The 25,111-nt window shown below is 59.2% G+C and carries 26 protein-coding genes, 1 tRNA gene and 2 pseudogenes; 9 read left to right on the top strand and 20 right to left on the bottom strand.

Features of this window, described 5'->3' with window-relative positions; all coding sequences use genetic code 11:
• From rplT to ACIPL0_RS09665, 6 genes and pseudogenes are all read left to right on the top strand, one after another.
• Positions 1-245 (top strand): annotated as a pseudogene (rplT, locus tag ACIPL0_RS09690) (50S ribosomal protein L20); the annotation flags it as partial.
• Between the two features lie 102 nt (positions 246-347).
• The gene (gene pheS / locus ACIPL0_RS09685; protein WP_400599960.1) at positions 348-1,364 is read left to right on the top strand and encodes a phenylalanine--tRNA ligase subunit alpha; all 1,017 of its coding nucleotides are present in this window, start codon (positions 348-350) and stop codon (positions 1,362-1,364) included.
• Positions 1,365-1,399: 35 nt separating this feature from the next.
• Positions 1,400-3,775 (top strand): phenylalanine--tRNA ligase subunit beta, encoded by a 2,376-nt coding sequence (pheT, locus tag ACIPL0_RS09680; protein WP_400599962.1) that lies wholly within the window; start codon positions 1,400-1,402, stop codon positions 3,773-3,775.
• A gap of 3 nt (positions 3,776-3,778) precedes the next feature.
• On the top strand, positions 3,779-4,081 hold the full coding sequence (gene ihfA / locus ACIPL0_RS09675) for an integration host factor subunit alpha (RefSeq protein WP_002553164.1): 303 nt from the start codon (positions 3,779-3,781) through the stop codon (positions 4,079-4,081).
• Positions 4,062-4,418: a MerR family transcriptional regulator gene (locus tag ACIPL0_RS09670; RefSeq protein WP_400599964.1), complete on the top strand. Its 357-nt coding sequence runs from the start codon at positions 4,062-4,064 to the stop codon at positions 4,416-4,418. Before ihfA ends, ACIPL0_RS09670 begins: the two co-directional genes overlap by 20 nt.
• 88 nt (positions 4,419-4,506) lie before the next feature.
• Positions 4,507-4,583 (top strand) — tRNA-Pro (locus ACIPL0_RS09665).
• An 82-nt stretch (positions 4,584-4,665) separates the two neighbouring features.
• On the opposite strand, the pseudogene ACIPL0_RS09660 reads toward ACIPL0_RS09665, so the two are convergent.
• Positions 4,666-4,952, bottom strand: a pseudogene (locus ACIPL0_RS09660) (site-specific integrase); the annotation flags it as partial.
• A 271-nt stretch (positions 4,953-5,223) separates the two neighbouring features.
• Here ACIPL0_RS09660 and ACIPL0_RS09655 point away from each other — a divergent pair.
• The gene (locus ACIPL0_RS09655) at positions 5,224-5,670 is read left to right on the top strand and encodes a proteasome subunit beta (protein WP_400600635.1); all 447 of its coding nucleotides are present in this window, start codon (positions 5,224-5,226) and stop codon (positions 5,668-5,670) included.
• Here the strand turns inward: ACIPL0_RS09655 and ACIPL0_RS09650 are convergent.
• From ACIPL0_RS09650 to ACIPL0_RS09580, 15 genes are all read right to left on the bottom strand, one after another.
• Positions 5,667-6,194: a hypothetical protein gene (locus ACIPL0_RS09650; RefSeq protein WP_400600633.1), complete on the bottom strand. Its 528-nt coding sequence runs from the start codon at positions 6,192-6,194 to the stop codon at positions 5,667-5,669. The genes ACIPL0_RS09655 and ACIPL0_RS09650 overlap by 4 nt on opposite strands.
• Positions 6,195-6,707: 513 nt before the next feature.
• The gene (gene yecR / locus ACIPL0_RS09645; RefSeq protein ID WP_400600632.1) at positions 6,708-7,037 is read right to left on the bottom strand and encodes a YecR family lipoprotein; all 330 of its coding nucleotides are present in this window, start codon (positions 7,035-7,037) and stop codon (positions 6,708-6,710) included.
• A gap of 52 nt (positions 7,038-7,089) precedes the next feature.
• Positions 7,090-7,602, bottom strand: coding sequence for a BRCT domain-containing protein (locus tag ACIPL0_RS09640; RefSeq protein WP_400731523.1), 513 nt, complete (start codon positions 7,600-7,602; stop codon positions 7,090-7,092).
• A 76-nt stretch (positions 7,603-7,678) separates the two neighbouring features.
• Positions 7,679-8,266 carry a hypothetical protein gene (locus tag ACIPL0_RS09635; RefSeq protein WP_400600628.1) on the bottom strand — a complete coding sequence of 196 codons (588 nt, stop codon included), beginning with the start codon at positions 8,264-8,266 and terminating at the stop codon, positions 7,679-7,681.
• Between the two features lie 82 nt (positions 8,267-8,348).
• Positions 8,349-8,546, bottom strand: coding sequence for a hypothetical protein (locus ACIPL0_RS09630; RefSeq protein ID WP_400600778.1), 198 nt, complete (start codon positions 8,544-8,546; stop codon positions 8,349-8,351).
• Positions 8,547-8,933: 387 nt separating this feature from the next.
• Positions 8,934-9,137 (bottom strand): helix-turn-helix domain-containing protein, encoded by a 204-nt coding sequence (locus tag ACIPL0_RS09625; protein WP_400600776.1) that lies wholly within the window; start codon positions 9,135-9,137, stop codon positions 8,934-8,936.
• Between the two features lie 143 nt (positions 9,138-9,280).
• Positions 9,281-10,618, bottom strand: a complete 1,338-nt coding sequence (locus ACIPL0_RS09620) for an OprD family porin (protein WP_400600626.1) — start codon at positions 10,616-10,618, stop codon at positions 9,281-9,283.
• Positions 10,619-10,625: 7 nt separating this feature from the next.
• Complete coding sequence (locus ACIPL0_RS09615; RefSeq protein ID WP_400600624.1) at positions 10,626-11,681, bottom strand: amidohydrolase family protein; 1,056 nt, start codon at positions 11,679-11,681, stop codon at positions 10,626-10,628.
• 103 nt (positions 11,682-11,784) lie between these two features.
• Entirely contained in the window at positions 11,785-12,996 is a 1,212-nt protein-coding gene (mhpT, locus tag ACIPL0_RS09610; RefSeq protein ID WP_400600622.1) for a 3-(3-hydroxy-phenyl)propionate transporter MhpT, read from the bottom strand.
• Positions 12,997-13,080: 84 nt separating this feature from the next.
• Positions 13,081-14,100 carry a 4-hydroxy-2-oxovalerate aldolase gene (gene dmpG / locus ACIPL0_RS09605; protein ID WP_400600620.1) on the bottom strand — a complete coding sequence of 340 codons (1,020 nt, stop codon included), beginning with the start codon at positions 14,098-14,100 and terminating at the stop codon, positions 13,081-13,083.
• 10 nt (positions 14,101-14,110) lie between these two features.
• Positions 14,111-15,046 (bottom strand): acetaldehyde dehydrogenase (acetylating), encoded by a 936-nt coding sequence (locus ACIPL0_RS09600; protein ID WP_400600618.1) that lies wholly within the window; start codon positions 15,044-15,046, stop codon positions 14,111-14,113.
• 12 nt (positions 15,047-15,058) lie between these two features.
• Positions 15,059-15,847, bottom strand: a complete 789-nt coding sequence (gene mhpD, locus ACIPL0_RS09595) for a 2-keto-4-pentenoate hydratase (RefSeq protein ID WP_400600616.1) — start codon at positions 15,845-15,847, stop codon at positions 15,059-15,061.
• A gap of 14 nt (positions 15,848-15,861) precedes the next feature.
• Positions 15,862-16,740, bottom strand: coding sequence for an alpha/beta fold hydrolase (locus ACIPL0_RS09590; RefSeq protein ID WP_400600614.1), 879 nt, complete (start codon positions 16,738-16,740; stop codon positions 15,862-15,864).
• A gap of 16 nt (positions 16,741-16,756) precedes the next feature.
• Positions 16,757-17,710: a 3-carboxyethylcatechol 2,3-dioxygenase gene (mhpB, locus tag ACIPL0_RS09585; RefSeq protein WP_400600612.1), complete on the bottom strand. Its 954-nt coding sequence runs from the start codon at positions 17,708-17,710 to the stop codon at positions 16,757-16,759.
• 1 nt (position 17,711) lies between these two features.
• Positions 17,712-19,370, bottom strand: coding sequence for a bifunctional 3-(3-hydroxy-phenyl)propionate/3-hydroxycinnamic acid hydroxylase (locus ACIPL0_RS09580; RefSeq protein WP_400600610.1), 1,659 nt, complete (start codon positions 19,368-19,370; stop codon positions 17,712-17,714).
• 135 nt (positions 19,371-19,505) lie between these two features.
• Between ACIPL0_RS09580 and ACIPL0_RS09575 the strand changes: the two genes are divergently transcribed.
• Positions 19,506-20,282, top strand: coding sequence for a DNA-binding transcriptional regulator (locus ACIPL0_RS09575; protein ID WP_400600608.1), 777 nt, complete (start codon positions 19,506-19,508; stop codon positions 20,280-20,282).
• Between the two features lie 602 nt (positions 20,283-20,884).
• A complete protein-coding gene (locus ACIPL0_RS09570) occupies positions 20,885-21,043 on the top strand; it encodes a hypothetical protein (protein WP_400600606.1) in 159 nt (52 codons plus the stop codon).
• A 16-nt stretch (positions 21,044-21,059) separates the two neighbouring features.
• On the opposite strand, the gene ACIPL0_RS09565 is transcribed toward ACIPL0_RS09570, so the two are convergent.
• Genes ACIPL0_RS09565 through ACIPL0_RS09550 form a run of 4 tightly spaced genes read right to left on the bottom strand, consistent with a single transcriptional unit; the run spans position 21,060 to position 25,106 of the window.
• On the bottom strand, positions 21,060-22,328 hold the full coding sequence (locus ACIPL0_RS09565) for a hypothetical protein (RefSeq protein WP_400600604.1): 1,269 nt from the start codon (positions 22,326-22,328) through the stop codon (positions 21,060-21,062).
• 48 nt (positions 22,329-22,376) lie between these two features.
• Positions 22,377-22,877, bottom strand: coding sequence for a hypothetical protein (locus ACIPL0_RS09560; protein ID WP_400600602.1), 501 nt, complete (start codon positions 22,875-22,877; stop codon positions 22,377-22,379).
• A gap of 7 nt (positions 22,878-22,884) precedes the next feature.
• Complete coding sequence (locus tag ACIPL0_RS09555) at positions 22,885-23,625, bottom strand: hypothetical protein (RefSeq protein WP_400600600.1); 741 nt, start codon at positions 23,623-23,625, stop codon at positions 22,885-22,887.
• A 32-nt stretch (positions 23,626-23,657) separates the two neighbouring features.
• Positions 23,658-25,106 (bottom strand): SUMF1/EgtB/PvdO family nonheme iron enzyme, encoded by a 1,449-nt coding sequence (locus tag ACIPL0_RS09550; RefSeq protein WP_400600774.1) that lies wholly within the window; start codon positions 25,104-25,106, stop codon positions 23,658-23,660.
• Positions 25,107-25,111 lie beyond the last annotated feature (5 nt).

The following is a 25,111-nucleotide window of genomic DNA, read 5'->3' as shown; positions in this document are numbered from 1 at the left end:
CGGAAATCAAGGCAGGCCAATAAGCCTACCGCGACCGTCGTCAGAAAAAACGTCAGTTCCGCGCTCTGTGGATCGCTCGTATCAACGCTGGTGCGCGTATCAACGGTCTGTCCTACAGCCGTTTCATCGCTGGCCTGAAAAAAGCGTCGATCGAAATCGACCGTAAGGTTCTGGCTGATCTGGCAGTGAACGAAAAAGCGGCGTTTGCTGCGATTGTCGAGAAAGCTAAAGCCTCTCTGGCCTAAGTCCCCGGCAATCACCGGCTCCTTCGGGGGCCGGTGTTAAACGTCATAGATAGGGGAAGAGCCTTGTAAGCTCTTCCCCTATTTCGTATCTGGAGTCTGTACATGGAAAACCTGGACGCGCTGGTCTCGCAAGCACTCGAGGCTGTGCAAAGCGCCGAAGATATCAATGCCCTGGAGCAAATCCGGGTTCACTACCTCGGTAAGAAGGGTGAATTGACTCAGGTGATGAAGACCCTGGGGAATTTGCCGGCAGAGGAGCGCCCACACGTCGGCGCCCTGATCAACGTTGCCAAGGAGCGTGTCACAGAGGTTCTCAATGCGCGCAAGGCGTCGTTCGAGGAGGCGGAACTGGCCGCCAAACTCGCCGCCGAGTCGATTGACGTGACCCTGCCTGGCCGCGGTCAGACCACTGGCGGTCTGCATCCTGTCACCCGGACTCTGGAACGTATCGAACAGTTCTTCACCCATATCGGCTACGGCATCGCCGAAGGCCCTGAGGTCGAAGACGACTATCACAACTTCGAGGCGCTCAACATCCCAGGCCACCACCCGGCCCGGTCGATGCACGACACCTTCTATTTCAACGCCAACATGCTGCTGCGCACCCATACCTCTCCGGTACAGGTCCGCACCATGGAGGGCAACAAGCCGCCGATCCGCATCGTCTGCCCGGGCCGTGTGTATCGCAGCGACTCCGATATCACCCACTCGCCGATGTTCCACCAGGTCGAAGGCCTGCTGGTTGATCGCGACATCAACTTCGCCGACCTCAAGGGAACCATCGAAGAGTTCCTGCGAGTGTTCTTCGAAAAAGAACTCGCCGTACGTTTCCGTCCATCGTACTTCCCGTTCACCGAGCCATCCGCCGAAGTCGACATGGAATGCGTGATGTGCAGCGGCAAAGGCTGCCGCGTCTGCAAGCAGACCGGCTGGCTGGAAGTCATGGGCTGCGGCATGGTTCACCCTAACGTGCTGCGCATGTCCGGCATCGACCCGGAAGAGTTCCAGGGCTTTGCCTTCGGCATGGGCGTGGAGCGTCTGGCCATGCTGCGTTACGGCGTCAACGATTTGCGCCTGTTCTTCGACAACGACCTGCGGTTCCTTGCGCAATTCCGCTAGATCGCAGCCCGTCAGAACACTTTTAGGAGAACAGGATGAAATTCAGTGAACAATGGCTGCGCGGCTGGGTAAGCCCGCAGGTTTCCCGTGACGAGCTGGTGGCTCGTCTGTCGATGGCCGGCCTTGAGGTCGACAGCGTTACCCCGGCTGCCGGTGTTTTCAGCGGCATCGTGGTCGGTGAAGTGCTGAGCACCGAACAGCACCCTGATGCTGACAAACTGCGCGTTTGTCAGGTCAGCAATGGTGCGGAAACCTTCCAGGTCGTCTGCGGTGCGCCGAATGTGCGCCCGGGCCTGAAGATTCCGTTTGCCATGATCGGTGCCGAACTGCCTGGCGACTTCAAGATCAAGAAGGCCAAGCTGCGCGGTGTCGAGTCCAACGGCATGCTTTGCTCTCAGGCCGAGCTGCAAGTGGGCGAGGGCAACGACGGTCTGATGGAACTGCCGGCCGACGCGCCGGTGGGGGAGGATTTCCGTGCCTGGCTGGAACTGGATGACGTCAGCATCGAAGTCGATCTGACGCCAAACCGTGGCGACTGCCTGTCGGTAGCCGGTCTGGCTCGCGAAGTCGGCGCGCTGTATGACGCGGTCGTCACCCGTCCTCAGGTCGCCGCAGTGCCTGCGATGCATGACGAAGTCCGTCCGGTTGACGTGTTGGCGCCAGCCGCTTGCCCACGTTACCTGGGCCGTGTCATCCGCAATGTCGATCTGTCCCGTCCGACCCCGCTGTGGATGGTCGAGCGCCTGCGCCGTTCCGACGTGCGCAGCATCGATGCCGCAGTCGACATCACCAACTACGTGATGCTGGAACTGGGCCAGCCGCTGCACGCATTCGATCTCGCCGAAATCAACGGCGGCATCCGTGTGCGCATGGCGGAAGAGGGCGAGAAGCTGGTATTGCTGGACGGCCAGGAAGTCAGCCTGCGCGCCGACACGCTGGTCATCGCCGACCACCAGCGCGCGCTGGCCATTGCCGGCGTGATGGGTGGCGAGCACAGCGGTGTTTCCGCCACGACCCGCGATATCTTCCTGGAAAGTGCCTTCTTCGACCAGATTGCTGTCGCCGGCAAGGCACGCTCCTACGGCCTGCACACCGACGCTTCGCATCGCTACGAGCGCGGTGTGGACTGGCAACTGGCCCGCGAGGCCATGGAGCGTGCAACCGCCTTGCTGCTGGAAATCACCGGTGGCGAAGCCGGTCCGGTCATCGAAACCGTCAGCGAGCAGCATTTGCCGTCGGTCGCGCCGGTCGTACTGCGTGCCGAGCGCATCGAGCAGATGCTGGGCATGAAGATGGAAGCGGCAGAAGTCGAGCGTCTGCTCACCGGGCTGGGGCTGAAAGTCGCTGCCGAAGGTGCGCAGTGGTGCGTTGAAGTGCCAAGCCATCGATTCGACATCTCCCTGGAAGTCGACCTGATCGAAGAGCTGGCGCGCCTGTACGGCTACAACCGTCTGCCAGTCCGCTACCCGCAAGCCCGTCTGGCGCCTCAGGCACGCCCTGAAGCCAAAGGCGACCTGCCTGCGCTGCGTCGCCTGCTGGTTGCCCGCGGCTATCAGGAAGCGATCACCTACAGCTTCATCGATCAGAAATGGTTCGAACTGTTCAGCCCAGGTGTCGAGCCTTTGCTGCTGGCCAACCCGATCTCCGCCGACATGGCCGCCATGCGTTCTTCGCTGTGGCCGGGCCTGGTCAAGGCGCTGCAGCACAACCTCAACCGTCAACAGGATCGTGTACGCCTGTTCGAAAGCGGTCTGCGTTTCGTCGGTCAACTGGACGGCCTGAAGCAAGAGCCTATGCTGGCAGGTGTGGTTTGCGGCAGTCGTCTGCCGGAAGGCTGGGCACAAGGTCGCGACGCGGTCGACTTTTTTGACGTCAAGGCTGACGTCGAGGCGCTGCTGGGCTTCTCCGGTGCGCTGGACGATTTCCGCTTCGCGCCAGGCAAGCATCCAGCGCTGCACCCGGGCCAGACCGCGCGTATCGAGCGTGATGGTCGTGAAGTCGGCTTCATCGGCGCGATCCATCCGGAACTGGCCAAGACCCTGGGGCTGGACCGTCCGGTGTTCGTGTTCGAGCTGATCCTGGCTGAAGTGGCCGAAGGTCGTTTGCCGAAATTCCACGAGTTGTCGCGCTTCCCGGAGGTCCGTCGTGACCTGGCGCTGCTGGCCGATCGCGAGGTTGCAGCCACTGCCGTACTGGACGTGATCCGTGAAAATGCAGGGGAATGGCTGACAGACCTCAGGCTATTTGATGTGTATCAGGGTAAAGGCATTGATCCGCATAGAAAAAGCCTTGCAGTTGGCTTGACCTGGCAACATCCATCGCGCACTCTTACTGACGATGAGGTAAATGCTTCGACGCAGCAAATTCTCACCTCGCTCGAGGAAAGGTTAAACGCCACGTTAAGGAAGTAGCGTATGGGGGCTCTGACGAAAGCTGAGATGGCCGAACGTCTGTACGAAGAGCTAGGCCTGAATAAACGAGAAGCCAAGGAACTGGTTGAGCTGTTCTTTGAGGAAATCAGGCACGCTCTGGAAGATAACGAGCAGGTCAAATTGTCCGGATTCGGCAATTTCGATCTGCGCGATAAACGCCAGCGACCGGGTCGAAACCCAAAGACAGGGGAAGAAATCCCGATTACGGCTCGCCGTGTGGTCACCTTTCGTCCAGGGCAGAAACTGAAGGCCCGAGTTGAGGCTTATGCTGGAACCAAGTCATAACGACGAGCTGCCGCCCATTCCAGGCAAACGCTACTTCACCATTGGTGAGGTAAGCGAGCTCTGCGCGGTCAAACCGCACGTTTTGCGTTATTGGGAGCAAGAGTTTCCTCAGCTCAATCCGGTCAAGCGCCGCGGAAACCGCCGGTATTATCAGCGCCAGGATGTGCTGATGATCCGGCAGATCCGCGCTCTTCTTTACGATCAGGGCTTTACCATAGGCGGGGCGCGCCTGCGCCTCTCCAGCGATGAGGTCAAGGATGACTCGCTGCAATACAAGCAGTTGATCCGGCAGATGATTGCCGAACTGGAAGATGTACTGGTTGTGCTTCGCAAATAGCCAGCCATCCAAATACTTCCAATATTCAAATGCTTAGGGTATATTCCTCGACGCTTTCGCAAGAAACACCAACAGATTCACGCCTAGTCGGGGCGTAGCGCAGTCCGGTAGCGCACTAGCATGGGGTGCTAGGGGTCGAGTGTTCGAATCACTCCGTCCCGACCATATATTTCAATGACTTAGCCGCCTTTTGGCGGCTTTGTTGTTTCTGGGTCAGTGACTTTTCGAGTGACCCTGCCGTTTTTCATCATGCATTTCTCCTTTTCAGAATCGTCAGCGCTGGTGCGCGCGAGTCGGTTACTGATACCTGGTTTGCCGCTGCAATCAACTGATTCAACTCTGCTGCCGAGTAGTGACTGGTTATGCTTCCGTTCTTATGGCCCAGCAACGCCTCGCGATCCTCTTCTGTCACACCAGCTGCACGTAGCCTTCTGCCAAAGGTGTGCTTGAGGTCGTGAACACGAATGCACAGGTAACCATCGTGGGCCTTGCGCAGAAACTTCTCCCCCACTTCTTCGCCGCTCTGATTCGCGCCACGTTCTCAGATGCGCCTGTTTCGTGGCGCGCAAAATACTCAGCCTGTGCGCAGGCCGGAGACAAACCATGAAGACCGAATACCGTGTACGTCCTGTGTTCAGGTACATCGTCACCTGCTTCACGCTCGACGCCCCCAGTTCTGGAGGTGCGAGAGGGGTGTCATCCATCACTATTGGCGAATTCGACAACGCTCATAGTGCGGAAGTCGTCGCTGAGTCCATGGCGGGCTCGGCTCAGACGGTGCGGCTTCAGTAGATGGGGACGGTGAATGACAACGATCGCCTGCAAAGACGGCGTAATCGCCTATGACTCCCAGATCACTCGGGGAGACGTCATCACCTATGACGACTTCGAGAAATGCTTGGAACGGGACGGCGTGAAATTCTTCTGCTCAGGCACAGTCTCGGACTATCAGCGCCTGGTGGACGTGTACTTCGGCGTCAAGCCTGAAGGCAGTATCGATGTCTCCGCGCTCGTACTGGACGGTGGCAAGCTGATGAGTGTTGCCGTGGATGACGCGTCAGGTCTGTGGAAGGCGCCGGTCATGATGGATCGCACATACGCCATCGGCAGCGGGACGCCATACGCCTTCGCGGCTATGGACATGGGCGCAACAGCCGTCCAGGCGGTAGAGGCTGCGGCGAAGCGCGACACCAGCACCGGTGGAACGATACGGACAGTGGTGATCAAGGCTGAGGAATTGCCACAGATCTAACTCACATAACCGTGCATTTTCGCAGCGATGAGTGCTCGCTCTTTGGAAAGAGTCGTGATCTGCCCAGTAGTGCCTTCCACCAGCATGTACAGGAAGTATTGGCCTTTTTGGTCCAGTAGAATTCGATAGGACGCGGCTGACGCTTCGAAGCTAGGTGCTGTGGTTCGATTCACAAGAAATTCATACTTGTCGACGTGCATGCGTTTAAGCGCCGCCTCGAAGTCTGCTTCGACATCGGCCCGCCATCGATCAGCGTTGAAAAATCTATATATCAGAGTCGCAAGGACTGCGAGAGCAACCCCGCCCGCTCCAAGAATATAAACCGAATCCTGCACGTGACTGACTCCCTGCGATGTCGTTAGGTGCAGATGAATACCGGCAACAAGCATCCAGTTCAAGAGATATCCATGACAGCCAAGCAACCCGACCGGGAGGCCATCGAACTTCCTGAAAAATACTGAAAAAGTAGTGGGCTTGAAGACCTTGTTCACACGTTTGCAGAGGGCGGCATTCGTCGCCCTCATGTGGCACTTACACCATCAAGCCAGCACCGACCTCGGCCACTTTGCATTTACCGCCAAGGCAACGGACGGCGTTCGCGCATCCTATCCCATCCTAGGGGCATCCAGGCTGATTTGGCGGATCCATCGTGCAGTAAAGGTTTGGCCCCGTCCTAACCTCACGATACGGGCCTGGCTGTGAATATGCCGAGCACGCCCCCAAAAGCGCGAGCGACAATATTGCTAAAACCTTGCAGCTTTTCATGTCTCTCACCGCCTCCGCGCAGAAATCACAGATACCCCATCGCCACAAGTCGATCACTCCCTGCACCTCCTCATTCCTAGGCCAGCACCGGCCTCGGTCACTTCGCGTCTCCGCCCGTCACCTTGGAAAAGGCGCAGGCTCATTGGAGGTTGCGAATGTCTTATCCGTCACTGCCCCATAGTCGCCCTTTACTCGCGCTGATACTCGTCGTACTAAAGGTTCTTTTGGATGCGCGCATCGCGAGAGTAGACCGATGATGCTTGCGAGGCTGGTCAAACTCCAGAGCTTGTAACCCGAGCGGCTCCCATGTCGGGATTGCCCAGGCACTGGTACTTAACAACTATTTCGGAGGTGGCGCATCCGAAGTAGTTGGCGGAAGTGCAGCGCGTGAACTGGTTACCGAATTTGTCAGCCCCCTGGTAGCCCCAAGCTGAGCATCGGGCGGCAGCAATGGTCAGCCGTTTGCTGAAGTCTGCAGATGTGATGCGATTGTTTCCTTGAAATGCCACCGTGACCATCCCGTCTGCCCGGCTGCCATCAAGAGCGGATATGTCTGTAGGGTTTTGAACACAGCCAGCAATTGCCACTGCTGCAAGCGCCATCTATAAATTTCGCATTTCAAATTCCCTTGGTAATTGAGGCGAGTACGGCTGACTAAGGCAGCTCGCCTGTCTGTATAAACTGTAGAAACTGCTCATCGTCGATGATGAAGGCGCCTGCTTCCTGAGCTTTGACGACCTTGGAAGGGCCGGCGTTTTCGCCGTAGCAGAGGAAAGTCAGAGATTTGCCGGCGGTCTTCATCACCTTCATTCCGGACTCTTCATCCTGGTGCTCGAGCTCTGCGCGCTGAGCCGCAGCAAAGCCGGTGAACAGAATTTGGTGAATGCCGTCGACTGGTGTGGTCGGTTGTCCACCTGCTGCCGCAGCAGCCGCGACTTCGGCCGGGTTGGGTCGTGTTGGCGCTTTTGGAGCCGGCGGCGCTGCGTCATTGAGAAGGAGGTCTTCGCCAGTGATGAAGGCGACGATCCGATCTTTGCGATAGGTCTTCGGGAACGTGTCGACTGCGGATCGGCCTTGCAGATAGAGCGAGGTTTCTTTCCACTGGATCAGCTCGCGATGGCTGATCTCGCCCTTTGCATCTTTGTACGTAAAGCTGATCACGCTCATAAGACCCACTCCATGTGATTATCCAACTTGCACCGACCCCGGCCACTTGGCGGCTACAAGCTTGACGGCGAACACTTCACAGCTTATTCACGGCTTCCTGAGCCTTTCTCTGCATCTCCGCTGACTGCCTCTCAGAGGCTTCCACGGTCGTGATCGAGACAGCCGAGCTGTCTATGTCGCCACTGTATTTTTGGGCAAAGATGATCACCTTCGAGCCCTTCCATAGCAGCGTCTCATTGTTAAATTCAGCGCCAGCTTTGGTCTTCACGACCTTCGCCGTCCGCTCAGTTGGGGGGCCATATTTGCTTATGAGAAGTTGCGAGAGGCTCACGTAGTCCTCGCTGTTTGCCGTCAGATAAAAAGACTCAATGCCTTGCCCGCCAGCGTCTGCATGGAGTCCGTAACCGGAACCAATGGAGGGACCGCTGCGAATCCTGAAGGTATTGTAATAGGGCTCGTCGTGGCACATTGTCCGAGTCATATTGCCCCGAGTGCAGAGCGGTAGAACTTGGTCAACCTTTTGATCAAAGCGGAGCCCCATGAAGCTGTCAGGCTCCTGCTGCCACACTTTTGGCGCAGATTTGGTCGGTGTTGCGGCGTAGGCGCAAAAGGGCAGGCAGAGCGCCGACACAACTATCGGTATAATGAGTGAGGTGATTTTCAAAGTGCCTCCTTGCGTTGAAATTAAGTGCTACAGGTCGCCGCCACGCCATATGGCCTGACCAATGACCCTACGCCTGTCCTAGTCAGACCAGGCTCGCGTTCCAGACCAATAGGATGCGAGCTTGAATATAGCTTTCTTCAACCAAGACATCCTCGGCCGGATGCTTCACGTTATCCGAAATCATCTTGAATTTTTCTCTTCCCTTGAGCTGCAGGCGCTTGATGAACTGGTGGCCTTGGTAGGAGAAGAAGTAAATGCCGTCGCCTACAAAGTCGCGGATGCTGATGCCCGCAAGCAGTGGGTCGCCATGCTTTATAGTGGGGGGGCATCGACTGGCCCCAGCCAGTGATGATTTTCAGATGGAAGTGCTCCTTGAACTCGACGCCCATTGATCGAAGCTGGGACGGACTCACACGAACGTCCTGAAGCAGCTCAGGGTAATCGTGCGCAACTTCACCATCGCCTAACGCGCCGCGAACGTTGTAGTGGGCGATCCATACCTCATCGCTGACTTTACCAAGGCGATAATAGTCACGCTCTAGAACACTTCCAAAATCTTCACCCTCGGCTACCGCGAGCAGCTTTTTGAGCTTTTCATCGCCAAGCCTTTTGCCGGCCAGCATTTCGCAGATTTTATCCGCTGCAGAAGGAGCGGGGGCGGTGTCCATCATTTCGGCGCCGACGTCGAGTGGAGCATACCCGCGTAACTGATCGGTCGTAATCCCAAACAGATCCGCAAGAGGCCGGACCTGTTTGTCGGTTGGCTCATGATCCCCTTGGGGCCATTGGGTTTGAGGATTCTCGAAATCGTGGATTGCCCAACCTGGGTGCGGGCCGATAACTGAACTTGGCTCAGTCCTTCGCGCTTCATCAGCTCAGCCAAAATTTTATCGATAGTTTTATGCATGGGTGCAATCATCGCCTTGGGCGGTGCATACGGCAATGGAGTGGGGTGGATCACCAAAATGTTGTAAGGGCGGCTTCGTAACGTCGGTGACCGCCCCTGTTTCATACTCACCACAATTGGACGGAGTAGTCCACATTGACTCTCAGCTCATCGACGTTACGCGTAAAGTCACTGTTGTAGTCGGCTTGACGAATCCTGAATGCCACATCCTTGAACGGACCGCTCTGGATCACGTAGGAGAGTTCTATTCCACGTTCGCGTTCTTTGCTGCCGATGCCGCCACCCGGCAGCTCAATGTGATCGCCCTTGATGTAGCGCCACATACCGCGCAGCCCAGGTATGCCTAAAGCCGCAAAGTCGTAGTCGTACCGAACCTGCATCACACGCTCTTTGGGATTGACGAACTCGGAAACCAATGCGCCTTCGGTATTGACGTTGACACTCGTACCTGACACGTAAGGCAGTGCCGTATCGCCTGTAAGTTGCATATAACCAACGCCCAGGGAATGGCCGCCCACCAGCCAGGTAAACATACTGCTCAGGGTTTGGTTATCGACAGCCCCCGCTTTGTTATTGCCGTTTGCGCGGCTATCGAAATAACGTAAGTCAGTCTTGAGTCGGCTGGACCCCAGGTCCAGAAAATGCACCAGATCGATATAGTCCTGCTCATACAGGTCGTTGAGTGTTGCGTGGTAGTAGCGGGTGGTCAGGGTCTTTGACCAGTTGTAGTCGGCGCCGGCAATAGTCAAATCGTTCGACGTCGCTCCGGCCTTGAAGCGGCGGTTGGGGTTGGCGATTGCCATGGGTTCGTAATCGGTGGAGTCGCGATATTTGATGCGATCCAGATGTGCAACATGCAGCGTTAGCCCATCTATTTCTTTGGAAGTCAGGTAGCCACCCCGTAGCAAAGGTGGGAACAACCGCATGGTGTTGGCCAGCAGCACAGGCATCAAGGGTTGCAGTGTACCCAGTTGCACCTCTGTCTTTGAGTATCGCGCCTTGGCAGCCAGGCCGAATTTGGAATAATCATCTGCAACTTCGCGATTCGAAGCGTTATACGCCAGAATGCCGGTGCCGGTTCTGCCAGGGCCTGAGTCAAGCTTCAGTCCGAGCATCCCGACCGCATTCAACCCCAAACCGATCGTGCCTTCGGTATAGCCCGAGGCATAGTTGAATATGAAACCCTGTGCCCACTCTTGTGCCTGGGACTGGCCACCACCGTCGCGATAATCCCTGTCGTAATAGAAGTTGCGTAACGTCAGTTTTGCAGAACTATCGCTGATGAAGTCATTGGCCTGTAAAGATGAGCTGATGGCGACGAGGGTCGTCAGTACAAAGTATTTGTTCATTTTGGCCTTCATTTTATTGTTGTTGATAGGCGTGTGCTGAATGAAAGGCGAACGAATTCCACTCGCCGACCAACAAGGCTGGCGAGTTGAGTTCATGGCGGGTTCATTTTTTTAGATGTGGAAACAACAGCTGGCCAGATTGTCGATTGATGGCATTTAGCTGACCTTTGGAGAAGCCTTGGTAAGTGTCCAGGTTGCGTGTGAACCATTTCACCTTGTCGTTGATTGCGTAGGGTATGTCACTGCCGAAGAGCACATGGCCAGGGCGTGCGAACGCCATCAGGCTCGGCAGCACGGTCGCACTGGCGGACAGTGCGGTATCGAAATAAAAATTCTGCATCTGACCGATCAGTTCTTGCGGGGTAAATCCCAGGCCAAGATTGCCCAGGCTTTGGGCAAATCGGTCCGCCCCGTAGGGAATAAAGCCCCCGGCGTGGGACAGAATGATTTTGACGTCAGGGTATTTGGCAGGCACTCGGTTCGCCAGCAGGCTCAGCGCTGCCCGGGTCGTATCAAAAGGATAATCGGCCGTGGGGCCCGGAATGCCAGGGATAAGCTCCAGCCTGGGTTGAGTAGGGTGGATGAGCACGACAGCCTTGTAGGCGTCCAAAGCCTGCCAGACAGAATCGAAGTGTGCGTCGCCCAGGTAGAGACCGTCGTAATTTGATAGCAGAATCACCCCTTCGGCTTTCAACACCGTCATGGCGTGTTCCAACTCTTTCAAGGCACCATCGATGTCTTGCATCGGCAGGGTCACAAAGCTGCCAAAGCGCCCTTTATGCTCGCTGGCCAGTCGCGCGGCGTATTCATTGACGCGACGCGCCATGTCCAGAGCCGCTTGCCCCTTCCAGCCTGCGACACCCGGCGCGGTGAGCGAGAGCATGGCCACGTCGATGCCCAGGCTGTCCATCAACTCGATGTCCGAGGCTGGGTTCCACGCTGGCATTTTCCAGCCTGACGGGTCGCCACCGTTTTTAGCCAGGTCGGCCGCCCAGAAGTCCGGAACGAAGTGGTGGTGAACGTCAATGCGCCGGGCATTCGCGTTGATCATTCCATCCGAAAAAGGTGAAGCGGGTGAAGCGACGGCAGGCATGACTGCCATGACTGCAGCTGCGGAAATGGCGACGCCTGTAGCGTTCAAGAAGTCTCTACGTTTCATGTCGGTTTCCTTGTCAGCGACGAATTTGAACCGGGCGGTGTTCAGTTTTATGGTTATGGAACAACCCCGTACTGTTCTCGCGCGGGGTTCGACAAATGGGTTGTCAACCGATTTGAGCGCCGTTGCGCCGCACCGACAGGTAAAACATCGCCAGGGCGGCGATGACGATGCCCGGTGCCGAAGCGATCATCACCCCGGTGGTGCCGGTGCCGAGTGCGAGCACTTTGCCGGCCACCAACGGACCACTCATGGCACCCAGGCGGCCTATGGCGACGGCACTGCCGACGCCGGTAGCTCGCACCGACGGCCGATAGAAGTGCGGTGCCAGGGCATACAGCACGCATTGACCGCCGGTGGCAAAGAAACCGGCGACGAAACCGGCTGCGAGCATGCTTTCCCATTGACTGGCCAGGCCCAGAGCCGTCAGTGAACCGAGAATGCCGACATAGATCAGCGCCGATAGCGCCCAGGCCGGTAACCGGTCCATCACCCAACCCAGAATCAAGGTTCCGAATGCTGCGCCGAGCTGCAGCGCCAGCATCACCCAACTGGCCTGGGCGCCGCTGAAGCCCTGGCCAACCAGTAGGCTGGGCAGCCAGTTGATCAGGATGTACACCACCATCAGGGTGAAGAAGTAACTGACCCAGATCATCAGGGTCGGCAGCGCCGCGCCCTCGCGAAACAGGCCCCGGACCACCCCGACTGGTACGGCATCCCGGGCGTTACGGAACTGCGCCGACTCCGGCAGGTACAGTCCCAGCAGCGGCACGATCAACAGCGGCACCACGCCACCGACGTAGAACACCACCTGCCAGCCGCCGGCCAGTTCGGCGATGCCGATGCTGGCAGCCAGCGCCGCACCCAATGGCACGCCGCAGTACATCAGGCTGACGGCAGTGCCCCGCAGGCGCGCGCCGGCCACTTCGCTGGTCAGGGCAATAAGATTGGGCAGGGCGGCGCCAAGCCCGACACCGGTCAGGCAACGGGCGATCAGCAGGCTGTTGAAGTCCCAGGCCATGGCCGTGACCAGAGAGAACAGCCCGAACAGCGCCACCGAGGCCATCAAAACCCGTTTACGGCCGATGCGGTCGGCCAGCAGGCCACCGAGGAAGGCTCCGGGTAGCAGGCCGAAAATCCCTGCACTGAAAACCCAGCCCATGTGCAGTTTGTCCAGTTGGAAGGCGGCCGCCATACCTTGGGCTGCGATGCCCGAGGCTTGCAAGTCGAGGCCTTCCATCAGGGCGACGAGGAAACACAGACCAATGGTCCGTGCCAGGTACAGCGTGGTTGTGGTGGTCACGTTCAGCGATGTCATGGGAAGTACCCGTTTTATTGTTGTAATGGGCCAAGCAGAGCCGACCGACCGCTGCGTGGGCGGTCAGCCGGGGTGGTGCAGGGTTCAGCGTTTGAGCAGGTCCAGCGCGACGTCGACGATCATGTCTTCCTGGCCCCCGACCATGCGCCGCTTGCCCAGTTCGACAAGAATGTCGAGGGTCTTCAGGCCGTATTTGGCGGCGGCAATTTCGGCGTGGCGCAGGAAGCTGGAGTAGACCCCGGCGTAACCGAGGGCCAGGGTTTCGCGGTCGACCCGCACCGGGCGGTCCTGCAACGGACGCACGATGTCATCCGCGGCGTCGAGTAAGGTGTAGAGGTCGGTGCCGTGGTTCCAGCCCAGGCGGTCGGCGGCGGCGATGAACACTTCCAGTGGCGCGTTGCCGGCGCCGGCACCCATACCGGCGAGGCTGGCGTCAATACGGTCGCAGCCTTCCTCGACGGCGGCGATCGAGTTGGCCACGCCCAGCGACAGGTTGTGATGGGCATGCATGCCAGTCTGGGTTTCGGGCTTGAGCACCGACTTGAACGCGCGGAAGCGATCGCGTACGTCCTGCATGTTCATCGCGCCACCGGAGTCGGCCATGTAAACGCAGGTTGCGCCGTAGCTTTCCATCAATTTGGCCTGGGCCGCCAACTGCTCGGCCGGGATCATGTGGCTCATCATCAGGAAACCGACGGTATCCATGCCCAACTCGCGGGCGTATTCAATGTGCTGCTTCGAGACATCCGCTTCGGTGCAATGAGTGGCGATGCGCACCACCCGTGCACCGGCGTTGTAGGCGGCCTTGAGGTCATGCACGGTGCCGATGCCGGGTAACAGCAAAGTGGTGATCTTCGCGTGCTGGATCACGTCGGCGGCCGCTTCGATCCATTCCAGATCGGTGTGCGCGGCAAAGCCATAGTTGAAGCTCGAGCCTTGCAGGCCGTCCCCGTGGGCTACCTCGATCAAATCGACCCTGGCCTTGTCCAGGGCGCGGGCGATGTCCTGCACGTTCTGCAGCGAATACTGGTGACGAACCGCGTGGCTGCCGTCGCGCAGGGTCACGTCGGAGATGTAGAGTTTTTTGCCGGGATTGAAAGTCATGTCGGTCTCCTCACGCGTTCAGCATCGACTGCGCCATGCGCTCGGCGGTGGCCAAGGCTGCGGAGGTCATGATGTCGAGGTTGCCGGCGTATGCCGGCAGGTAGTGGGCGGCGCCCTCGACTTCGAGGAACACCGAAGTCTTGAGGCCGGAGAACTGGCCCAGGCCCGGAATGTTTAGCGGCGCGTCTTCAGGGATCACGTCGAACTGCACGTGCTGCTTCAGGCGATAGCCCGGTACATACGCCTGCACCGCGACCGCCATTTCGATGATTGAGGCTTCGACCAGCGCCTGATCGGCGGCTTCGGACAGCACAAACACCGTGTCACGCATCATCAACGGCGGTTCGGCCGGGTTCATCACGATGATTGCCTTGCCCTTGGCTGCACCGCCGATCACTTCAATGGCCTTGGAAGTGGTTTCAGTGAACTCATCGATGTTGGCACGGGTGCCGGGGCCGGCGGATTTGCTGGCAATCGAGGCGACGATCTCGGCGTAGTGCACCTTAGCCACCCGCGACACCGCCGCGACCATCGGAATGGTCGCCTGGCCACCGCAGGTGACCATGTTGACGTTGAACTGATCGAGATTCTGCTCCAGGTTGACCACCGGCACGCAGTACGGACCGATGGCAGCCGGGGTCAGGTCGATCAGGCGAATGCCGGGTTTGATCGAGCGCAGGAAGGCGTCGTTCTTGACGTGGGCGCCGGCCGAGGTGGCATCGAAGACGAAGTCGATGTCCTTGAAAACGTCCATGCGGGTCAGGCCTTCGACGCCTTCGTGGGTGACTGCCACGCCCATGCGTTGGGCGCGGGCCAGACCGTCGGAAGCCGGGTCGATGCCGACCATCACCGCCATGTCCAGGTGCTGGGCGTTACGCAGGATCTTGATCATCAGATCGGTGCCGATGTTGCCCGAGCCGATGATGGCGACTTTGAGTTTGCTCATGGTTGTTGCCTCTTATGCAAAGTCGACGGCGACGCGACCGACGCCGTCGATTTCAGCTTCAAAACGGTCGCCGGCAGCCACGGCCACCATCGGTCCTAGTGCGCCGGTGAGGATGATGTCGCCCGCACGCAAGGGGTCGCCCAGGCGGGCCATGGTGCGAGCCAGCCAGACCGCGGCGTTGATCGGATGTCCCAGGCATTCGGCGCCGCTGCCGCTTGAGACCTCCTCGCCGTTGCGGGTCATGCGCATGGTGGCCGCCTGCAGGTCGAGGCCGTCGATCTGGCGTGCGCTTTCCCCGAGGACGAAACAGCCACTGGAGGCGTTGTCGGCCACGGTGTCGACGAAGCGGATGTTCCAGTTCTGGATCCGGCTGCCGACGATTTCCAGCGCCGGCAGCACGTGGCCGGTGGCGGCGATCACGTCGGCGAAGGTGGTCTGTTCGTTGGGCAGGTCATGGGCCAGCACCAAGGCGATTTCCGCCTCGATTTTCGGCTGCATGACACGGTCGGCGGGCACGGTTTCGTTGTGGTCGTAGCGCATGTCGGCGAGCAGGGTGCCGAAGTCAGGTTGATCCACCCCCAGCTGCTGCTGGACCTTGGGATTGGTCAGGCCGATCTTGCGGCCGATCACGCGGTTGCCGTTGCCCTCCGCGTGGGCGATGTTCAGGCGCTGGATGGCGTAGGCGGCGTCGCTGTTGTCTTCGCCGATCTGCTCGCGCAAAGGCGCGATGGCTTCGCCGTGGGCCTGAGCCTGGCGCAGGTCGCTCGCCAGTTGCTCCAGGGTGGATTGAGTCAGGGTCATGGTGGCCTCGGTCATCAATGGGTCAGGAAATCCAGCACCAGGCGGTTATAGGTATCGGCGTGTTCCCACTGGGCCCAGTGGCCGCAGCGGTTGAACACGTGCAGTTGCGCGTCGGGCAGGCCGGCCAGCAGACGCAGGCCGGTGTCCATCGGCACGAAACGGTCCTCGCGGCCCCAGACGATCAGGGTGCGGGCCTTGATTTCGTGCAGGCGGTGGCTGACATCCGGGAACTGCCTGGGATTGAGGGTGCTGCTGGAGACGAAGTTTTCCAGGTGATCGCGGCGCGCCAGGATGTTGTCCAGGCGGGTCTGGAACATCGCGTCGGTGATGCTGCTTGCGTCGAAGACGAAGACATTCATCATCTTTTTCAGGTTGTCGATGGTCGGCTCGCGGTACAGCGCACCGATCAGCTTGATGCCTTCGGTTGGCTGCGGGACGAAGGCGCTCGGGCCACCGGTGCCGCCGCCCATGAGGACCAGTTTGCCGATGCGCTCAGGGTAGGCGAGGGCAAACGCCACGGTGCTGTGGCCACCCATGGAGTTGCCGATGATGTGTACCCGGTCCAGATCCAGCACGTCGATCAGGCCTTTGAGGGCACGGGCGTTGAGGTCCGAGCGCGAGCCATCACAGACCACAGGATCGCTTTTGCTCCAGCCTGGGCAGTCCATCAGGATCACGCGGTAGCCCGCGTTCACCAGCGGTTCGATGTTGCAGTGGAAGTTGGCCCAGCCGCTGGCGCCGGGACCGGAACCGTGGAGCATGACCACGGTTGGCGCGCCTGGGTTTTCAGGGGCAGGACCGACATCGTTGTAATGCAGTTGCAGGTCCAGATCGCCTTCCTTGATGCGGGCAAAGCGGCTGGTGGAAGCTTCGTTGAATGCAGGGGCAGTCATGGCAGTTCCTCGAAATTCAGTGGTTGTTGTTCTGTGGTCGGGCGCCGAGGCCGGCGAAGCCTGCGATCCATTCCGGGATCGGTCGGTAGTAGCGGCCTTCGGTCTGGTACGGGCCGAAGGTGGAGAGGGCGGCGAACGCTGCGACCCAGGTTTTCACTTCATGGGTGGACTTGCCGGCCAGTGCCGACAGTTCGTCATTGCCCAGCCCGTCGAGATCGCTCAGGCGACCCTGCTCGAGAGTGTCGAGAAACCCTTGGTCCCACGTCGGGTTGAGTGGGTGCAGGCTGTGCTGATCCTCGACGAAGTCCCGTGCGGCCTGGATGACCCGGTTCTGGCGGGCCAGGCGCTCATCGGTGGGCAGATCGCGACCGCTACCCATCAGTCGATCCGCCATGCGCGCATCGACCTTGGCCAGCTCCGGAACTGGAGGCTGGTGCGACAAGCCACCGGAGGCCAGAAACAACACACGTTTATTCAGCGTTCTGGCCCATCGACCGATGGCCTCGCCGAGCAGCCGGGCACGCTTGAAACCGGGGAGGGGCACCGCCACCGAGTTGATGAACACCGGGATCACCGGACAGCCTTGCAGGCCGCCCAGCAGCAGTTCCAACGGTTGGGCGAAGGCATGGTCGACCTGCATGCAATAGGACACGGCAACATCCACTTCGGCATTCAGCACCGAAGCGGCGCACGCTTCGGCCAGTGCCCTGGGCACGTCCAGCGCCCCGGCGGCGGTGCCGAAATCGCCGATGGCGTGTGCCGCCATGCCGATGCAGAACGCAGGCATCACGTCGTAGAAAAAGCCGTTGTAGTGGTCCGGGCCGAACAGCACGATCAGCTCCGGGTCGAAGCGCGCGATGCGCTCGCGGGCCTCGCTTGTCATGCCGTCGACTTCGGCCAGCACCTGCGGCTCGGGGTCGACGAAACCCACCAGCGGCGTGTGCGACATGCAGTGCAGATAGGCACTCATCTCAGGCCACCTTGCTGGCGACAAAAGTCGCGGCCGGTTGCGGCAGGGCGTTGAGCGCGAGGATCAACTGATCGCAGGCCTGACCCACGGTTTGAGGAATGGCCAATCCGGCAACGAATCGATCCGGGCGTACCAGGGCGATGGACGAGGCTCCCTGGGCGAACCACTCGCGGATCCGGCCGGTGCTGTCACCGACACGAACCACGCCTTCACCGGCTTCACCCGCGGCCTTGAGCTGGACGTCCGGCAACACCTGAATGAAGCGCGTACCCATCGCTTGCCACTGCTGGATTTGTGCGGTCGTCAGTCCCCAGGTTGGATCGCAGCCCCAGGCAATGATCGCGAAATGTTTGCCGATCACTTCATCGAGCAAGACTCGTTCGCCGGCCTCGGTCAGTACTTGCGGCTGAATGAACATCTTGCCCACGGACGAGGTTTTATCCGGCGCGGCAATCAGGGCGCCGCGGGTGTATTGCGGCATCGGCTTGAAGCGCATTTCCAGGAAGTAGCGTTTGACCGGCGGCAGATAGTTCAGCAACCAGGACACGCCATCACGCACTGTGCCTTGCCAGCGCTTGGGCGGTGCCAGTACGTGACCGGCGAGCACCGACAGGTCGATCATCGCCTTGGCGTGGTCGCGACGTTCCTGTTCGTAGCTGTCGAGCAGGCTGTCGGAAGCCAGGCCCTTGATCACCAGCGCCAGTTTCCACGCCAGGTTGGAGGCGTCGCGCATGCCGCTGTTGTAACCCTGGCCCTGCCATACCGGCATGATGTGCGCGGCATCGCCGGCCAGCAGCACCCGCCCCTGACGGAAACGTCCGGCCAGGCGGGCGTTATGGGTGTAGACGCGGCTGCGAATCAGCTCGATGTGGTCCGGGTTGGGCAAGACTTTGCCGAGCAGCTTGCGCATGTTTTCCGGTTTGCTCAGCTCGGCTTCGGTCTCGCCGGGCATGACCATGAATTCGAAGCGCCGTACGCCATGGGGCAGGGCGGCGGAGACATAAGGCCGTACCGGGTCGCAGCACAGGTAGACATGGGGTGTGCTCAGCGGATCATTGGCAATGTCGACCACGATCCACTGGTTCGGTGCGGTCTTGCCTTCAAAGCTGATGTCCAGGCTGCGGCGCACCAGGCTGTTGCCGCCATCGCAACCGATCAGGTAGCGGGCATGCAGGCGCTCGCGGCGACCGTTTTGATCCTTGAGGTCAAGTACAACGGCGCTGTCGCTTTGTTCGAAGCTTTCCAGTTCGCGACTGAAAAGCACTTTGACGTTATCGAAGCGTTGCAGGCCGTCGAACAGCACACGGTCGGCCAGAGGCTGGATGAAGGCGTTGCGACGTGGCCAGCCGAATTCATCGGTCTTGGGCTGGATATCGGCGAAGCAGCGCCCCTTGGGAGTGAGGAAGCGCATTGCGTGCCAAGGGGTGGTGTGGGGTCGCACGGCGTCGGCCAGGCCAACCGCCTGGAAGGTACGCAGGCTTTCATCGTCCAGGCCAATGGCGCGGGGGTAGTCGATCAGGCTGTCGAGTTTTTCCACCAGAGTGACTTTCACGCCACACTGGCCAAGGTAATTGGCGATCATCAAGCCGACGGGACCTGCGCCGACGATGGCGACGTCGGTGCTCAGCTCCAATGGGGTAGGCGTGGGTGCAGGACTCATGGGTATCTCCGTACAGCGCTTTTGGATTTCTTGTTGGGCGCAGTATGGAAATGGTCGGGCTGGTCGACAACGATAACCCTTGCTAGTGTGCACTGAGTGCACAGCATTGATTTACAAGAAGAAAGGATCGATTCGATGAGCGAGACCGAATACAAGGCCGTGCGTGGATTGATGCGCGGCCTGGCCCTGATCAACGGCCTGAATCGCTTCGACGGCGGGGCCAGCACCGCGCAATTGGCCGAGCAGAGCGGACTGCATCGCACCACCGTCAGGCGCTTGCTGGAGACCTTGCAGGCCGAGGGTTACGTGCGCCGCAGCGACTCGGACGACAGCTATCGACTGACACTTAAAGTGCGGGAATTGAGTGAAGGTTTTCGCGATGAGCAGTGGATTTCCTCCATCGCAGCACCGCTGCTGGGCGAGCTGTTGCAGGAGGTGGTTTGGCCCACCGATCTGTGCACCCTGGACGGCGATGCCATGGTGATTCGCGAGACCACCCATCGCTTCAGTCGCCTGTCGTTCCACCGCTCCATGGTCGGGCGGCGCCTGCCGTTGCTGATGACCGCCACCGGGCGTGCCTACTTTGCCTTTTGCCCGCCCGCCGAACGTGAAGAACTGATCGAGTTGATGATCAGCCGCGAAGACGAGCAATCCGCGCTGGCAGCGGATCGGCGTTTTGTTGAGCGATTGGTGGAGCACACGGTCGGCAAGGGATACGGCGAAAACAACTCCCACTGGGGGCAGGAGCGCAAGATCGCTGCTATCGCCATTCCGATCACCCATGAGGCTCGGCTGATGGGCTGTCTGAACCTGGTGTACATCGCCAAGGCGATGTCGGTGGAGGAAGCGGCTCGGCGTTACCTACCGGCGATGCACAGTGTGGTGCGAAAGATCCAGGTTGAGTTGGGTTGAGAAGGTGAATGTGTCTAGTCATCCGCTCCTTTGAATGGCCTGGGACTGAATCTGCTATCACTCGTGAATAGCAGTCGACCGGAAGCGGACGTCGGCATGTTCAGTCTCGATGCTTGAGGCCAACCGCTAAACGGCAGTTTCGCAATTCGATGCTTCCCTGCTTCAGTGGCCAGCAGACCCGATCTTTCATGTTTGGCGACTGCCGGACGATCGTCAGCTTTACGGTCTTGCGGGGTTCGTCGGGTGAGGGCGTGTTGGAGCTGACCGGAAACGCGACCACGTTGTCAGCGCCTCTTGGAGCAAAGTTCTGGTCATTGAAAACGGTTTGCCGAGTTGAATTGCCTGGCGCAGGGAGTTGCGATGATGCTCGAAGCCACGATGAATCGGGGTCTTGGTTGGGTGGCATCTCACTTGCGCGTGTCAGTTGCGCTGTATTTTCGGTTGAGCTCGCCGTCTGTCTGTCAGTTGAGTCCAGGCTGGGTACCCGGCTTATCAACGAGTGCGCACCTATCGTGACGATGCTACCTATCCCCAGACAGGTAAGCGTGTAGAAAACGCTATGTTTGTGATGTCTTCGGTAGACTCGTTCTGGAGCATCGCTGATGTCTGCTTTCATCCATTCCCCGGCTTACGCTGCCCGTCGTGTCTCGTCAGCGAAATTCCTTGCCGCCGAGCAGCTCGATGCACTACTCGACAAAGATCCTGATACGACGACTCGACAGACGGTTGGCTTGCTGCCCGACGTGCCGGGCAGCATTTAACAGCACTGACGCAACGTTACTCAGCCACGATCGCATCCTCACATGCAGGCGTCCTGGCGACTTCTTCAACCGCTTCACGCAGCATTCGCTGTACTTCACCGACTTCGTTGGCGGCGTAGACACGGCCACCGGTATTTTCGGCAATGCAGTTCGAGAGGGTGCTGTCGCTGATGTTGACCACGTTCACACGTAGTCTCGGCTGTTGTCGGGCAATCTGTGCGGAGACGTCACACGCATTCTGATGACAACCGTCCTCACCGTCGACAAACATCACCACCAGTGAATCCTGGAAACGACCATCAACTTTGCTCGCGGCCTCTACCAGGCTCGCTGCCAATGGCGTTCCACCCTCTGCGCCAAGCTGTTGGACGTCGGTGATTAACTGCGGTCGTGAATTCTGCGCAAAGACACCATGATCGACCGTACCCTGGCATCCACGGAAGGTGATCAGGCGTGTCTGAATGTCCGGATGCAATTGGCCGATCATCGCGTCAAACGCCTGCTTTGCCACCGTCAGCCGGGTGGGCTCTGCCAATATCCGTGCTTTTCTGGGGTTGCTATCAGGCAGTTTGTCACCGATCTGGTTCAACCACGCCTCGTCGTCGGCAGACGCATTGATGTTGAGGTTCATGGAGCCGGAGGTATCCAGTACCACCGCGAAATCCGGGGGGGGAGCACCCTGAGTGCAGGCGTAGTTGCCGACTTTTACGGGGTGCAGCAGGTGCCACAAGCCGCCACGCCAGGTCCAAAGCAGCCAAAGCAGAAGCAAGAGCAGCGGTATGAGAAACAGCCAGAAAGGCAGTCGCAGCCACCAGCGTCGCGAAGCCTTTTTCCTGGAGGGGGCAGGCGACGTTTCTGCGGGTGCAAGCGGGGGCGCAGCTGGCGTTTCCTGCGGCGGCAAGCCCCAGCGGATGACGACAGGTTCCTGGTTGAGGCTGTACAGGTTGGCCAGATCCGGCGCGCCGATAAGCGTACGAAGCGTACTGGCGTCGTCGGCCTTTCCACGCTGCTGCAACTCTTCGACCAGTCGCCCTATGGCGTCCTGGCGCTGGTTGTAGCGCACCAGGAGTGCCTGCTGAGCGGTTGCATCAAGATGGCTGTAGGGCAATGGCTGACCGCCGAGGTCAGACCACCATTGCAGACTGTTCTCGCTGCCCGAACGCGGAATGGCGTACAGGCTTGCAACACTGGGCGGGAAATAGCGCTGCAGCAGTCGGACCTTGCTCTCCAGAGCATTCAAAAGCTCTGGGGCACAGGAGGTGGTATCTCGGGTAATGCGCTGCATGGGACAGATCCGGAATAAGAAGAGGCCCCACAGGGCCTCTCCAGGCGTTTACTCGTAACCGAGGCTGAGTTGCAGCCTGGAAACCTTTTGCTGCAGCGTCTTGAGTTCCTGCTTGCGTGCCTCGATCACTGCCGGGTCAGCACTGACAACCGCTTTTTTCTTGGCTGCAAGCTGTTGCTCCAGATCGCTGATCTGTTGTTGGACCTGGACCTTGTTGGCATGGCGGGCCTTGAGCTGACTCAGGAGTTTGCTCATCGAGGTGTCGAGCGCCGCTTGCTGCTTTTGCTGCTCGGCAAGGCTTTTGCTTGTGGCCTGTTGCTGGCTTTGTAGCGCTGCGTACACGTCACGGAAGGCTGCGTTTTCATTGCGCGCCTCCACGAGCGCCTGCTCGCGCTGCTTGATTTGATCGCTGTAGCCACCGGAGTGATCACAGTTCATTTTGGTAATCAGGCTGGCCTCGCTGTTATTTGAATCACAGCTGCCCGGTTGGGTGGCACAGCCCCCCAGCAGCAACAGGAAGGAGCCTGCGATCATGGTCCGGATAATCATGTGCGTATCAACCCAGCGTAATGGCTTGGCGTTGACTGTAGAGGCCGTCGACTTCTTTCTGCAGCGACGCCACCTTGGCGTTCATCTTGTTGATTTCAAGGTCAATGGCCGAGACTTGGCTGCCGCCACCGTTAGTGCGCTCCATGTCTGCGGTCTTCTTGTATTCGGCCACTTTGTTGCGCATGCCGGCCAGGTCTTTGTTCATCTGTACCAGGTTGCTGTCGACGCTGGCGATCTCCTGCTGCGCCTTGGCTTTGTCCAGGCTCTTGGCCTTGATGGACTGCTGAATGCCGGCGATACGCTCTTTGTCATCGTTGATCACCTGCTGCAAGGTCGCGGTGCGCTGAGCGACTTTCTCGGTATCTGCCTTCACGTCGTCATTCATCAATTGCAGGCGTTGGGTCGTGTTGGAGTACTGGCTGCGGCGGTAGTCGTAGTAATAGTTGGCGCCCATTGCCACACCGCATGCGGCGATACCGGCTACAACCATGCATTTGACTTTGTCGTTGGGGCTGGCTACTGCACATGCCAGAATGCCCACCCCGGCGCCACCGGCGCAGGCGGTCAGGCCAGAGGTTGAGAAGAACGAGGCGTCGGCGCTTTTGGTCAGTCGAGGGTCAGGCGCAGTGCCTGAACCGGCAAGCATGCTGCTGCCGGTGCTGTTGCCGGCACAACCGGCCAGGACGAGACTGACGGACATGATCAGGCCGAGCAAGGCCTTGGGGAGATAGCTACGTACTGGTTTCATGCTGTTGCTCCTTGAATAAGCGTGACGTCGAGTTACTGGACTGCCTTACAACGGTTCAGCCAGGCATCCGTGTCGATTTTCTGGGTTTTGAGAAATGCTTGTTGATTGACCCAGTGGGTCTGCAAGTAGGGCTTGAGCTCTTTGAGCTGCTCATTGCGTGCAATGATTTCGCCCAGGATCGGAACCTGGCGAGCCAGCAGAGGCTCACCGTAAAGGGTCGAGGCGTCCACGAGACTGCTTGCGTAATAACGGCTCAGCTTGTGCAGACGGTCTTTCTGCTCATCGAGCTTGCCCTTGCGCATCGGACAACTGGCGTCTTGCTCGGCTGCCGAGCAGTTGAGGTCGTAATTCTTTTGCAGGAAGTCCAGATATTTGCCATCGTCGAGCATCTTCGTGCACAGGAATGCGCCCAGATTGAGGCTGGCGCGGATCGCCTGATCACGGCTTTCTTCCTGCTGTTGATTGCTGGCGCGCAGCTGGTTTTCCAGCGCCTTTAGCTTCTCTTTCAAGGCCTCGTCTTCAACAGTTGAAGCGAGCGTGCCAAGGGCTTGGGCGGTGTTCTTGTCATTGCTCTGGCTGACGTCGCCGTTGCCGGTGCCGAGTTTTTTCCAGCTGGTTTCAATGCTGCTCACCCGCTCGCGGGAGGTCAGCGTACTGGAGGCCAGCGCCAGGCGAAATCCAGTGGTTTTGCTGGTGGCGGCTGCCTTGGTGTCGTAGTAATTGCGTTCTTTACGCAACGCGCTGCGGATATCAGCTGTGGCGGTGCGATAGTCACCGCCACGCACCACGTATCCTCCGGCCTGGCCATGCTGTCGATCGAGCTTGTTCAGTCGGAACGGCTCGAACATCATCTCGTCGACGTTACCCAGCATGTCGTGAAGGCCCAGCGGGTTGGGCTTGAGCAAGCCTGTCAGTTGCAATTGACCGTTGGACGACTGGGCGCCTGCGAACCATTCGTATGCGTTGATGCCCTCGGGCATCGGATAGCGCAGGTCGCGAAACTCGGCCGTGCTGACATTCAGGCCGCCGCGTGCAGCGAACTCCCATTCGACCTCCGTGGGCAGGCGCACAAAACCGGCTACGCCATCCTCGGTGGGCAACTTGTCTGCTGCGTTTTGCCGCAGCCAGATGTTGTATTTGTCGGCCGCTTCCATTGCTTGCATCCAGCTTACGGAAACCACTGGCAGGCGTTGCTTGTTGGACGGAGCTGGGCACTCGGGCTGAGTGAGCGCTCGATACTGCAACTCTGTCATCTCGTACTTGGCCAGCAGATAGAAACGGGATTTGGCGTTTTTCTCGGCGGTAAAGCTGCCGGCGATGAACGCCGGGTGCGTCTGCTCCACATAGCCCCATTCACTGTTGTCGCCACCGATATTGATCGGGTAGTCGTCCAGGGGACCCGCCAGCGGGATGAAGACCTTGCGAAACACCATCGCGCCATCGCAGGGCATCGGCAAGACGACGTCCTCGGCGTCCGGCATGGGGT

It is taken from the genome of Pseudomonas sp. NPDC090208, from assembly GCF_044746785.1.
Taxonomy (GTDB): Bacteria; Pseudomonadota; Gammaproteobacteria; order Pseudomonadales; family Pseudomonadaceae; genus Aquipseudomonas.
Note: the sequence above shows the minus strand (reverse complement) of the source record. Positions and strands in the feature narration are given on the sequence as shown.

What these genes read in the sequence shown, in the direction of transcription:
- pheS (WP_400599960.1), top strand. Translation starts at nt 348, where the DNA reads ATGGAAAACCTGGACGCGCTGGTCTCGCAAGCACTCGAGGCTGTGCAA.
- pheT (WP_400599962.1), top strand. Translation starts at nt 1,400, where the DNA reads ATGAAATTCAGTGAACAATGGCTGCGCGGCTGGGTAAGCCCGCAGGTT.
- ihfA (WP_002553164.1), top strand. Translation starts at nt 3,779, where the DNA reads ATGGGGGCTCTGACGAAAGCTGAGATGGCCGAACGTCTGTACGAAGAG.
- ACIPL0_RS09670 (WP_400599964.1), top strand. Translation starts at nt 4,062, where the DNA reads ATGCTGGAACCAAGTCATAACGACGAGCTGCCGCCCATTCCAGGCAAA.
- ACIPL0_RS09655 (WP_400600635.1), top strand. Translation starts at nt 5,224, where the DNA reads ATGACAACGATCGCCTGCAAAGACGGCGTAATCGCCTATGACTCCCAG.
- ACIPL0_RS09650 (WP_400600633.1), bottom strand. Translation starts at nt 6,194, where the DNA reads ATGAGGGCGACGAATGCCGCCCTCTGCAAACGTGTGAACAAGGTCTTC.
- yecR (WP_400600632.1), bottom strand. Translation starts at nt 7,037, where the DNA reads ATGGCGCTTGCAGCAGTGGCAATTGCTGGCTGTGTTCAAAACCCTACA.
- ACIPL0_RS09640 (WP_400731523.1), bottom strand. Translation starts at nt 7,602, where the DNA reads ATGAGCGTGATCAGCTTTACGTACAAAGATGCAAAGGGCGAGATCAGC.
- ACIPL0_RS09625 (WP_400600776.1), bottom strand. Translation starts at nt 9,137, where the DNA reads ATGAAGCGCGAAGGACTGAGCCAAGTTCAGTTATCGGCCCGCACCCAG.
- ACIPL0_RS09620 (WP_400600626.1), bottom strand. Translation starts at nt 10,618, where the DNA reads ATGAACTCAACTCGCCAGCCTTGTTGGTCGGCGAGTGGAATTCGTTCG.
- ACIPL0_RS09615 (WP_400600624.1), bottom strand. Translation starts at nt 11,681, where the DNA reads ATGAAACGTAGAGACTTCTTGAACGCTACAGGCGTCGCCATTTCCGCA.
- mhpT (WP_400600622.1), bottom strand. Translation starts at nt 12,996, where the DNA reads ATGACATCGCTGAACGTGACCACCACAACCACGCTGTACCTGGCACGG.
- dmpG (WP_400600620.1), bottom strand. Translation starts at nt 14,100, where the DNA reads ATGACTTTCAATCCCGGCAAAAAACTCTACATCTCCGACGTGACCCTG.
- ACIPL0_RS09600 (WP_400600618.1), bottom strand. Translation starts at nt 15,046, where the DNA reads ATGAGCAAACTCAAAGTCGCCATCATCGGCTCGGGCAACATCGGCACC.
- mhpD (WP_400600616.1), bottom strand. Translation starts at nt 15,847, where the DNA reads ATGACCCTGACTCAATCCACCCTGGAGCAACTGGCGAGCGACCTGCGC.
- ACIPL0_RS09590 (WP_400600614.1), bottom strand. Translation starts at nt 16,740, where the DNA reads ATGACTGCCCCTGCATTCAACGAAGCTTCCACCAGCCGCTTTGCCCGC.
- mhpB (WP_400600612.1), bottom strand. Translation starts at nt 17,710, where the DNA reads ATGAGTGCCTATCTGCACTGCATGTCGCACACGCCGCTGGTGGGTTTC.
- ACIPL0_RS09580 (WP_400600610.1), bottom strand. Translation starts at nt 19,370, where the DNA reads ATGAGTCCTGCACCCACGCCTACCCCATTGGAGCTGAGCACCGACGTC.
- ACIPL0_RS09575 (WP_400600608.1), top strand. Translation starts at nt 19,506, where the DNA reads ATGAGCGAGACCGAATACAAGGCCGTGCGTGGATTGATGCGCGGCCTG.
- ACIPL0_RS09570 (WP_400600606.1), top strand. Translation starts at nt 20,885, where the DNA reads ATGTCTGCTTTCATCCATTCCCCGGCTTACGCTGCCCGTCGTGTCTCG.
- ACIPL0_RS09565 (WP_400600604.1), bottom strand. Translation starts at nt 22,328, where the DNA reads ATGCAGCGCATTACCCGAGATACCACCTCCTGTGCCCCAGAGCTTTTG.
- ACIPL0_RS09560 (WP_400600602.1), bottom strand. Translation starts at nt 22,877, where the DNA reads ATGATTATCCGGACCATGATCGCAGGCTCCTTCCTGTTGCTGCTGGGG.
- ACIPL0_RS09555 (WP_400600600.1), bottom strand. Translation starts at nt 23,625, where the DNA reads ATGAAACCAGTACGTAGCTATCTCCCCAAGGCCTTGCTCGGCCTGATC.
- ACIPL0_RS09550 (WP_400600774.1), bottom strand. Translation starts at nt 25,106, where the DNA reads ATGCCGGACGCCGAGGACGTCGTCTTGCCGATGCCCTGCGATGGCGCG.